Raw genomic sequence first — 12,313 nt, 5'->3', positions numbered from 1 at the left:
CACCATCCCGTTCGCACGCTCATCAAAGGTATAGCATTTACCGTCCTTCGACAGCATCCCTGCCTGACTTAAACCTATGAATAATTCAGGAGAACAGATTAAGTTAACCCCCGCTGCAATAGCGGTATCACATTCGCCGTTTCTTAAACTTTGACAAGCTTGATGGGCCGCCACCAATCCGGAGGAACACGCGGTATTGATCGCCATATTCGGCCCGCTTAGGTTCAAGATATACGATAATCTTGCTGCCAAGATAGCATTATGATTGGAAGTAACCCCTCCTTCACCATTAACAAGAAGTTGGTAGTCTCCCTCTTCAACCCCGACATACATCCCGATGCGGTTGTTTTCAATCTGTTTTTTCCCATAGCCGGCATCTTCCAATGCATTCCAGGATTCCTGAAGAAGCAATCTTTGCCGGGGATCCATGGTTTCCGCATCTCTTGGAGAAATTTCAAAAAACAAGGGATCGAACTCACTGATTCCCGGAATACTCCCCATCCATTTACAGTTCGTTTTCCCCGCATCCTTCTCCGAATCCCCATAATATTCCCGCCAATTAAAACGATCCTCCGGTATTTCTTTCACCACATCCAGCCCGGCTTCCAGAATCGCCCACATTTCTTCGATATTTCTCGCCTGCGGGAATCGTCCGCTCATACCGATTATTGCAATGGGCTCAGGAATATTGCTTTCGCTGAGGTTCTTCATGAATCGGGAGTTCATTGTTCTCTTTTTTCGCGGTTCGAACAATACGATGGGCTCTTTCAGTTCTTTTTCTTCAACAGCATTATCACCCTCCCGGTAAAACGCTTCCATAACACCCCGATGTTCCAGGATAAAATATTCCCTTAACTTTTCTAATGTGGAGTGTCCGAAAAATACCGCAGGGGTTACGTCGATTTGATAATAATCCGTCAATAGTTTGGAGAACTCCGCCAGGTTAACGGAATCGAAGCCAAACTCAGATAAATTCGAATCCATATCCAATTTTTCTTTTGATAACTTCAGAATCTTGCCCGCCAACTCTTTCAAATCCCATTCCACGCATTGTTCCAAACTTAACCCTTTCATTTCTGGTCTTCGATTACCGGTGCTCCCCTTATTTGTATTCCGCAACGCCATAGTGAGGGCAGGAATCCCTGTTTCGTTTATACCTAACATTCGTTTTATCTTGCTTTCATTACCTGCAAGTATTAGAGTTTGCACGTTTTGTTGAGACAAAATTATTTCGAAGGCATCTATTCCTTCCTGGGCTTCTAAGCTTCGTTGTCCACTTGCTTTTAAATATAATTCGCCATTTTTTTCATCAACAAACCCCATACCGCCGTCTTTCCATAAGGGCCAATTAATCACAAATGTTTTCCCTTGTTTCTTCCCAGTTAAATTCAATTCATTTCTATAATTAGCGTAAGCCATTTGGAACCTGTTACCAATGGCATAATCGCAAAATCCAAAATCACCCAAGATTGCCGAAGTTGATGAAAAATAACAAATAAAATCCAGAGGTTCTTCTTTCAAAATCTCATCCAGAATCATTGTCCCATTTATTTTGGGATTCAATACTTCTTGAAAATCCGCTAACCCTTTCTCTTTGAAATTGTCAGTGTGTAATATACCTGCAGCATGAATCAGTCCATGAATATCTCCCAATACTTCTTTTACTTCGGATAGTTGCTCTCTCATTTTAAACTCATCACATATGTCAGATTTTATATAAAAAACACGTCCTCCTAATTGTTCCATTTCCTTAATCTGCCGTTGTATGCGATCATCGATAGGTCTTCTACCCGTTAAAATTAAATTAGCCGCGTAGTTTTTAGCCAGATGCTTTGCAAATAATATCCCTATCCCGCCTAACCCACCTGTGATAAGATAATTTCCATTTTTTCTTAATTTATTCTCTTTTAATTTGTCCTTTATTATCAGAGGATTGATAGCCTGCACATATCTTTTTCCATTTTTGTATAACACATTCTTAACCATTTCGATATGCAGCTCATCCCGGAGATCGTTCAGCCAATCATCCATCGTCCATTTGCAGACGTGTTCGGAATTGTCATACAGGATTACTCCCATTTTGACATCAGGTATTATACTTTTTAACGAACGTTCGAACCCGATCCATGATTCCACATAACAACGATCTATCTGATTTTCTATTTCCGCACCAACCATAAATTTTTTTGCTTTCAATCTTGTCTTAGTGGCAGCTTGTAAAATATAAAAAATACAAGAATGGTCTTGAGATAAATTAGAATCCTCAAGTGGCCATAGATATAGCATATAATCGATACGATTTATTTCTTCTTGAATGTTTTCAAAGGCTTTAACAAACGAATTCCGATCCGTTCGAAGGATGCCATATTCGGTTTCAGATACTCGCTCGTACTGGGTACCTTGACCTATAAAAATAACTTTTAAATTCGCATCAATAGAACCCATTTTATCCAAAAACAGCTTTCTATTGTCTTTATTTGATAGAAAACAAACAATCGTCTTACAATTGATTTCGGACAGTTTCTTTTGTTCTTCTTCCCAAACCTCCTCAAATAAAAACAATGGCTCGGCCCCTAAAGCCTCTTTATCATTGTTAATTGCTACTACTTTATTGTCATTCGTTGGAACTTCAATTGCTTTGTTATGACTAAACGTTGATAGACCTTTTACACTGCAATATATTTTTCCGTTCTCGTCACAAAAATCGAGATCAATTGATGACTTTTGATTATTATGAGCGGCTCTACTCGGTTTAATGACTGCCCAGCCTGCTCTATTCGGTATTTCAAAAACTTCTAGTTCCTTCATTGTTATGGTATCCATTGGATTTAATTTTTTTAAACCAAATAATAACGAGAATACCTGCAATAACCTATCTGTTAAGTTAAGATCAAATAAATACGGGTTTCTTGTTTCCGTATTTGAAAGCTTGATTAATAATTGGCTTCCTCCGATAGTTGCAGATTCAATTTGGTTTTCGTCCCCACATTCCCAACCGCTATTCAATAATTTCGTATATATTTCACTTCCGGAAAATGTTTCCTGTTTGTGCTGATTCCTAATACTCTCTAAATCTATATACTGGGTATCTTTTTTCTTGGCCGTCTCAATTCTTCCGCAACTATAAATTATATTTTCATTTTCGTATTCCAAGTCACTATATATTTCGTAAGAAATCTCATCATTTTTTTGTACAGAAAGTCCAACATGCAGCATAATGGGTCCATTTCCTATAGGAACGGCAGAATGATTCCAACTAACATTGTTAAACTTTATGTTGTGTGCATTATCCTTGAAAACACCGATTGAATACTCGGTTGCCACCCTAGCCATCTCTAAGAAAGCTCCACTTGGAAACAAGTACTGTCCAGAAATACAAATTTGTTTTAGAAAACTCTCATTTCCAGTAAACGTGGAACTGTATCGTTGTTCATAAAAGTTTGAAGTATTTTGATGTATGAGTGGATGAAGGGCTATCCTATCTGAGGACAAAACATCCCTGACTTTAGGATCTTCATAGGTCGCCCAATATCGTTCTTGAATAAAAGGATAGGTTGGCAGACTGATTTTCATCGGTTTATTGATCTGATATAACTTTTCCCATTCAACATCAATCCCATTTACCCAAATTTCGCCAATGCGACTTAACTCCCTATTCGTTATCCAATCATTAAGCGGATATGCAATGTTCCCATCTGAACCAACTGTTACGTTTTCCGTTTTTTTTATTTTTGTTTGATTTAAAAAAACACCTCGCGGAGTAGGATTATCTACTATCTCCTTCAAGGTGTTAATCAATTCTGTTACCGAAGCAACCTCGAATGCTAATCGAAATTCCATGGCTTCTCGTCCTACTTGTAAGGTATAAGCAATATTCACAAGATCAAGATCGATACCTTGCTTGTGTTCTATATACCTCAGGAGTTTATCTGCGTATAATCTCAATTGTTCAGGAGTCTTTGCAGATAAAACAAACAAAGATGGCTTATTTTCATAAGTATTTTCTGGAACACGATTCTTGGGAACAGAAGTGTATGCTTCAATTACAAGATGCGCGTTAGTTCCACTAAAGCCAAATGAACTAATACTTGCCCGACGTTTCTTTTCTCCTGTGTTTCCCCAAGCCTTTAACTCGGTGTTAACATAGAGTGGGGAGTCCTCAAAATTAAAGTGTTCGTTTGGCTCCTTGAAGTTTAATGTCGGCACCAATTTCTCATGCTGCATGCAAAGCAACACTTTTTGAATACTTGCCACCCCTGCGGCAGCCGATGTATGCCCAATATTGCTTTTAACAGACCCAATGCCGCAGAAATGATGACGTTTTGTTTTTTTCTTAAAAACGCTGGATAATGCTTCCAATTCGATAGGATCGCCCAATTTCGTTCCTGTTCCATGCATTTCAACATAATCGATACTTTCCACATCAATGTTATATTTTTCATAAACTTCACTTAGTAACTTCATTTGGCTGTTTGCACTTGGCGCCATAATTCCATTTGTTTTCCCGTCTTGATTGATTCCTGAACCTAGAATAATACCGTAAATATGGTCATTATCCGCTTCTGCATCTTTCAATCTTTTTAAGACCAGTGCACCTACTCCTTCACCAGGAACAAATCCGTCAGCGTTATTATCAAAGCTTTTGCATTGTCCTTCAACGGATAACATGCCAGCTGAGCACATGCTTATATAGGATTCTGGTGCAAGATACAAACTTACACCACCTACTAATGCCATCTCGATCTCTTTATTGGCTAACGCTTGACAAGCCAAGTGAGTCGCTACCAAAGCTGATGAACAAGCTGTGTCAACTGGAATTGCTGGTCCTTTTAGATTGAGAAAATAAGAAATACGAGCCGCCGCGATAGCATAACTATTTCCAACAACATTATTAATTGAAGCTGGGTTTTGATATAGCATCGTACCGTATTCACTGCTCATAATTCCAAGATAGACACCGCAATTTTTCCCGCTCAGTTCTTTAGGACTATATCCCGCATCTTGAAATGCTCGATAACTTTCTTGTAAGAAAAGTCGGTGCTGGGGATCCATTAATTCGGCTTCTGATGGCGAGATATTAAAAAATAAAGGATCGAAATACTCCGCCCCATCCAAATATCCCATCCATTTGCAATAAATGTTACCCTTTGGAGAATCAATATATTCGTTAACATCCCATCTTGCTTGGGGTATCTCTCGGATTGAACTTTTCCCATTAGCAAGATTGTTCCAGTACATCTCAAGATCGTTTGCGTCTGGATATCTACCCGACATACCAATAATAGCTATTGGCTCATTTACTTCCACAGGCTCTTGCATTTCACTTGTTGTATTTTCTTCCTGTTGGTTTTGTTCACACCTACCATTTGACGTCAAGCCATCCGGATTTGCCATATTATCTACTTGTCCTAAACGGTTAGTGAAAAGGATCTCCGTTGATAAGTACTCTGATAACTCGCGTATTGTCGGGTAATCATAAATTATTGTCACGTTTAGAGATAAAGAATACTTTAGGTTTAAAGCTCTTATCCACTCAAGCCCAACAATGGAATCAAGACCCATATCAATAAATTTAGTATCAATATTTATATCCTTCCGTTGCATGTAGAGAGCTTTCGATAAGCTTGTTGCAAGATCCTCATATAACTCTAAAGAAGAAATCTCATGAAATGTGTTCGGATACGATTTCGTTTCTACTGCTTCGCTGTGTTCAATTTCTGCAATTTCCGGTATACCGTTGACTGATATTCCATTTATTCCGCTCTCAGCAATATTAGTTCGAATTATCTTTGATAATTCGTATATTGTAGGGTAGTCATATATAATTGTAGCCGGGAGCGATAGCGAATACTTAGCATTGATCGCTCTCATCCATTCTAATCCAACAACCGAATCCAGACCCATATCAATGAATCTGCCGTGGATATTCACATCATCCGGATTCATATAGAGAACTTCCGCAAGAGTTTTTGATAGGTCCTCAATCAGGTTATCTGACGGGACATCCTGTTCCATAGTATGACCAGCCTTCTCTTCTGCAGTTGGAATAACAGGAAGCGATTGGGACGCAACCTCCTTATGATGAATATCTTTTAGATCAGTCAGTGCAATAGCGGTAGGTTTAACCAATGGGTTCGAACATTTCTTATCAAGCACTTTTAAATTAGGATTAATTTTTCTAGAAATGGTTCTAATCGGCCAATAACTCTGACGATTAAAAGGGTATGTCGGCAATTTTATACGTTTTGGTCTATTATTTCTATATAGTTTGTCCCAATTTATAGCAGAACCGTTTACCCACAGCTCTGCTAGCTCAATTAACTTATTTTCACTAAATGAACAATCTTCTAGATTTACATTCAGGTTAGTCGAAGAATTCGCAGGGTTATCAATCTCACCACGATAACAACGAATGAATGTTTCATTACTATTAATAAAGCCGGTTAATCCTTTTACTAGTTCTTCAACACTCCCAACTACAAAAGCAACCCTTTTTTCCATCGCTTCTCTACCGATTTGTAGAGTATAGGCTAAATCCGCAAGTTCGATTTCAGAAGAAACACAATCCTTGGGTGCAGCTAATTTCTGAGATAAAAAATTCTTTAGTTCATGTGCATACAGCTTTAAGGTTTCATTAGCTTTCGCAGAGAGGGGAACTATCACATTCAGCCCATTTGCAGGTTCAATCCGTTCTATTTCTTTTGAGCGTGGAACATACTCCTCAACGATTAGATGCGCATTACTTCCATTTGCACCAAAAGAGCTTATTCCAGCGCGGCGCGGAATATAAATTTGCTTACCATTCTTTTCAATTAATACTCGATCCCATTTTTTATAGTTCCTTTCCAAATAAAAAGGAGTATCCTGAAACGAAATAAGCGGATTCAAATTCTCTGCATGCAATGAAGGAAAAATTTCACCATGTTTTAATTGCAGTAACACTTTTGTAAGTCCAGCAATTCCGGCGGCAGCTTCCAAATGTCCAATACTTGATTTGCAAGAACCTATTGCACAGAATTGCTTGTCATTTGTCCATTTGCTGAATGCCCTGCTTAGTCCCTGGACCTCAATTGGATCTCCCAAAGAAGTTCCCGTGCCATGAGCTTCAATGTAATTAATTGTTGCGGGATCGATGTTTGCCTTTTCTATAGCGGAAGATATGACCCCTGACTGTGCTAGAGGATCAGGAACTGTTATTCCGGATGTTTTACCTCCATGATTAATTGCGGAGCCTCTGATAACACCATATATAGGATATCCTTCTTTTTCTGCCTCTCTTAGTGAAGTTAATAAAACGGCCCCCACACCTTCTCCGGGTACATATCCATCTCCACCTTCACCAAAACTCTTACAGAGTCCATCGGAGGATAAAAATTGGGCTTTGCTCAGGAACAAATATCTTTGTGGATGAGTGATAAGGTTTACTCCACCGGAAATCGCATACTTACATTCTCCATTACGAATACTCTCACAAGCTAAATGTATCGCAGTTAGAGCTGATGAACACATAGTATCCACAGCCAAAGAGGGGCCGTTAATGTTTAAACAATAGGAAACCATATTGGCTACTGCTGCTGAAGACACCCCAAATGAAGTAGGAGAACCGCTCTGCGTCATCTCTGCACCATACAATTCATAATGGTTCCAAAAAACCCCGGCAAAAACACCGACTGAATGATCTTTATTATTAATTGTTCGATTCCTATCTATTGAAAACCCCGCATCTTCACAAGCTTCCCAAGCTATTTCCAAAAAAAGACGTGCCTGAGGATCGAGTAATTCTGCTTGTCTTGGAGAGATATTGAAAAATAAGGGGTCGAACTTATCAATTTGAGACAAAAACCCTCCATGTTTATAGAATTGTTCGATCTCAAATGTAAATTCATAACCCTCCCACCTTTTTTTAGGAAGTCCAGTTATGCAGTTTTTTCCTTCTTTTAAATTACGATAAAACTCATCCACGTTATCTGCCATTGGATAACGGCCGGATAACCCTATGATGGCTATGTCTTCCCCTGATAGATTCATATCTCTATCCTCATAATCCATCGTCTGTTCAAAACTGATTTCTGCTGTATTTGTATTTAAGCGATAACTACTCAAAGAACTTTCCATATAACTTTTAATTCTTTGCTCATCACCATATAGAACGGCAACTTGGGTTTTAGCTGAATGTATAAGAAGATTTAGTGCCTCCAAACCCTTTGTTACTGGCAAAGGGATCATGCCGTTTTTCTCATACATCATTTTCTCCAATTCGTGGGTTAACTTCATTCCTCCATCAGACCATAAAGGCCAATTTATTGAAATTGTTTTTCCAAAACGTTCACCATCAACAACTTTACGTTGTCTGTATTCGGAAAAATAATCTAGAAAGCCGTTAGCAACAGCATAATCAGATTGGCCCAAATTCCCGAAAACTGAGGAAATGGATGAGAACAAAACAAAAAAATCCAGGTTTTCATCTTTTGTAACTTTATCAAGGACATAGGTACCGAACACCTTAGGCTTTAAAACCTCATGAATGTCTTGGGATTTTTTTTGAATGATAACTTGATCCTTTATTATTCCTGCACAGTGGAAAACACCTGTAATTCGGCCATACTTCGCTTTGATGCTCATAATAACTTGGTTCATTTCACTTTCGTTACTTACATCCGCCTTTATATATACTACTTCAGAACCATTATCAATCGAGATCCCGTTAATTTGTCGTCGAATACTCGGATTTTCCTCTGATCTTCCAACTAATATTACTTTTATACGGGCCATTTGTGTAATATGTTTAGCAAGTTCATATCCAAGACCACCTAAACCACCCGTAATAATATATACTCCATTCTCTTTACAGTAAGGGCTAAAAACACACTTATCGAGGAAAACCTCTTGATAGACTTTCATAAATCTGACACTATTATTTTCTTGATAATAAATTTCTGCTACGCCCTTTTCATGCGAAAGAGCTTCAGTTTGAACTAATTGTACTACGCTCTCCCTTGCTGCTGTATTCAAGTGATCAAAGCAAATCATTTGGCTGTTAATTCTGATGTTTTCTTCATACGCTGTTGTTAAGAAGCCCCGTAATCCATGAACGTAATGATTGACATGATCGCTATCAAAAATAAATTGTATTAAAACGTCTGATTTTTCTTTTGACATTAGTTCTTTTTGAACAACATTCATTACCTGAGTGAACCTAATCTCTAGTTGATCAGGTAGTTCTTCCGTATCTGAAAATAGCTTAAGTAGGGTAGCATTAGGCAATTCGTTTTGGAATGCGTATTCTAAAAGATCCGAGGATTGATCCAAGATAATTAAGTGTTTACCCCAAATTTTCTTGATACTATTATTAATTCTTTGCTTTTGTAATACAGGCTGAAAATATAGGGTACTCGAATTCAAATCGTTTTTACTTGTTTCAATAGGTTTATCAGCTACCTCCATATTCTTTATTATGCTTTTCCCGTTAAGGAAGGCCTCCATTTCATTTTCGTAATGCTGCTTTATATATTCAGATAAACTGTTAATAGTTGAGTATTCAAACAAAAGAGTCGGATATAATTGAACCTCTAAGTTCTTTTCAAGTTTCTTAACAATCGTTAATAGATGTGTTGAATCTAATCCAAGATTATAGAAACCTGAATGTATACTCATTTCCCGTGGATTTTTATTTAATGCGATTCCAATCTCTTCTTTCAGATAAGTGTTGATCCTTTCAATCTGGTCTTGATCAGAAACAACTTGTATGTTCTCTATATCTTCATCATTTTGATTGGTTTCTACACTAGCTACTTCCGTGTTCTTTTCATTAATTGCAATGCTACACTCCATTAATTCGTGTTTCTTAATTCTAATTAACGTAAGTTCTTCCACTTCAACTAATATTTCACCTGTTACATCCAGAATAAGTATATCATTTGTCAATAAATCATCTCGTTGCTTATTTTCTAACCCTCTATTACTGCAAAATGTATATACCGATTCAGGCAATTTCTTATTTATACAAAATCGTTTAATGGAAAAAGGAAGAAATGATGGCGATGTCATTTCTTCCTTTTCAATCTCATTTAAATTAAAAGAAGTTCCAGCGAACGTTATGCTATCCAACAAAGCCGGATGAGCAAAAAACTTATCATTATACTTTGATGCAAATTCACCAAGTCGGAGGCTCATGATTTCTTCATTGTTATTCTGATATACTTCCCCGCTTGTTTTCATGAATTCCAAATGTTCTATATTTATCCTTTTGATAAAACTATAAATAACATCCATATTCCATTTCACTGTAGAAGGGTCATTTATTAACCTAGCCACATCCATAGTACTATTTTTTACAGTTTTCTTAAGAACAACTACACATTCCATATTTTCATCATGCTTTTCATCAATAATTATATTTTCCTTCATTTTGCAACTTGTTATTTTGACTCTATATTGTTCATTTTCTTGTGTAAATTCTATATATACAAGTCTATCGAACTCTTCCGTAGTACAGATAGGCTTTTTAAATACGATATTTCTCAACTCAACTGAACGGGTCACTTCAAGAGAGTTAAATAATCGATAAACCATATCGAGAAGAGCGGCCCCTGGAAGAGTATGCATACCTTGAACTAGATGGTCACGCACAAGATAATTGTTATGGTGTATTTTTTGAGTGAATATTTGACTATTCGTAGTAATCACCTGTTCATTCTCCCATCTTCTAATTTTGATATCGTAAAATAATGGTTAAATTCATCTTCATCATTTATTGAGGGTTCCGTATCTTTTGCTTCTACACATTTTTTATTACTAGGCCAATAATAACTTCTGTTAAATTCAATCCTTTTATTTTTGGGTTCTAGTGTCGCCATATGTGATTGTGGAATTCCTTCATTACTAATGATGATATGGGCGTTGCTCCCTCCCAAACCAAATGAACTAATGCCAGCTCTTAAAACATTGCTATCCGTTTTCCATTTTTGTGGATGTTGAACCAGATAAAATGGAGATTGATCGAATTTGAATCTTTCATTCGGTTTCTCGCAATGCAGCGTGGGTGGAAGTTCTTTATGAAGTATAGCTAAAATTACTTTTATAATGCTTGCTGCACCGGATGCACTAAGTAAATGCCCTATATTGCTTTTTACACTTCCAACACCGCAAAATTGCTTCATATCCGTGTATTTTCTAAAAGCTTTCGTAAGTCCTTTTAGCTCAATCGGATCACCAATCAAGGTTCCTGTTCCATGCGCTTCAATATAACTAATCGTTTCGGGATTTATGGCTGCGTTTAATATTGCTTCTTCAATAAGGTTACATTGACTTTCAGGGTCCGGGGTGGTGATTCCCATAGTGTTGCCATCATTATTTATGGCTGTCCCTTCAATCACTCCATAGATTTTATCATGGTCTTCAATTGCTTTAGTTAATGACTTTAGTACTAATACCCCACAGCCCTCACCTAATGCAATACCGTCTGCACTTGCATCAAATGTTTTACAGCGGCCATTTGGAGACAGTATTTTTGAATTACTTAATACTAAGAATTCTTTCTCATCTAGTAATAGATCTACTCCGCCTGCTAACGCTAACTCAGATTCACCAGCTTGAATACTTTTCACAGCAAGGTGAATGGCAGTTAAGGAACTGGAACATGCTGTATCCACCACTAGATTCGGGCCTTTAAAATTAAACATATGAGCTAAATGTGCACCTATAAAGTTTTGACTTGTTCCAACCAAGATATCTTTATCATTAAAACCGGTTTTATTTAAAAAATGGCTTGGCCTAGTTCCAACAAATACGCCTACTTTTTTTCCCCACAACGCGTTAAAGTAACCAGCATCGGATAAAGCTTGAACACTCACTTCCAACCATTGTCTTTGTAATGGATCAATCGTTGATGCTAAAGAGTTAGGTATATTAAAAAAATGGGGATCAAAAAACTCAATATTTTCTACAAAAGCGCCCCATTTACTAATACTGTACCCTTCTGAATGACTGCTTCTATAATGCTTTCTCCAATCCCATCTGAAACTCGGCACTTCGCGAACACTATCTTTCCTTGAAATTAGATTGTTCCAATACTGTTTTAAATCAGGTGCATCCGGGAAGTTACAGTGCATTCCGATTATTGCAACCTTATCCGCCTTCACGGAAGGTTTTTTATCTGATTCAATTTGGGTAGCACCAGTAAGTCGTGGTTGATTCCAATTTTTTGATATATTTAATGGTTTCGAGTATTGATGGTCCTTTTCCATTGGTTTGGCAAGGATTTCATTCTCGGGTTTTGATCCTATGGGAGCTCCTTCTGATACTGAAAAAGTTC

At 37.5% G+C, this 12,313-nt stretch carries 2 protein-coding genes; both read right to left on the bottom strand.

From position 1 onward, the window contains the following. Positions 1-10,686 (bottom strand): SDR family NAD(P)-dependent oxidoreductase (locus KVT34_RS28900; protein WP_217563135.1); only part of this gene is annotated, 10,686 nt, incomplete at its 3' end. Continuing rightward, positions 10,683-12,313, bottom strand: a 1,631-nt coding sequence (locus KVT34_RS28895) for a beta-ketoacyl synthase N-terminal-like domain-containing protein (protein WP_217563134.1), incomplete at its 5' end; no start/stop codon positions are given. The genes KVT34_RS28895 and KVT34_RS28900, both read right to left, overlap by 4 nt.

Origin of the sequence: Paenibacillus sp. GbtcB18, from assembly GCF_019091125.1 — a bacterium.
Lineage (GTDB): Bacteria > Bacillota > Bacilli > Paenibacillales > NBRC-103111 > Paenibacillus_F > Paenibacillus_F chitinolyticus.
This window is presented reverse-complemented; position numbering and strand designations above follow the sequence as displayed.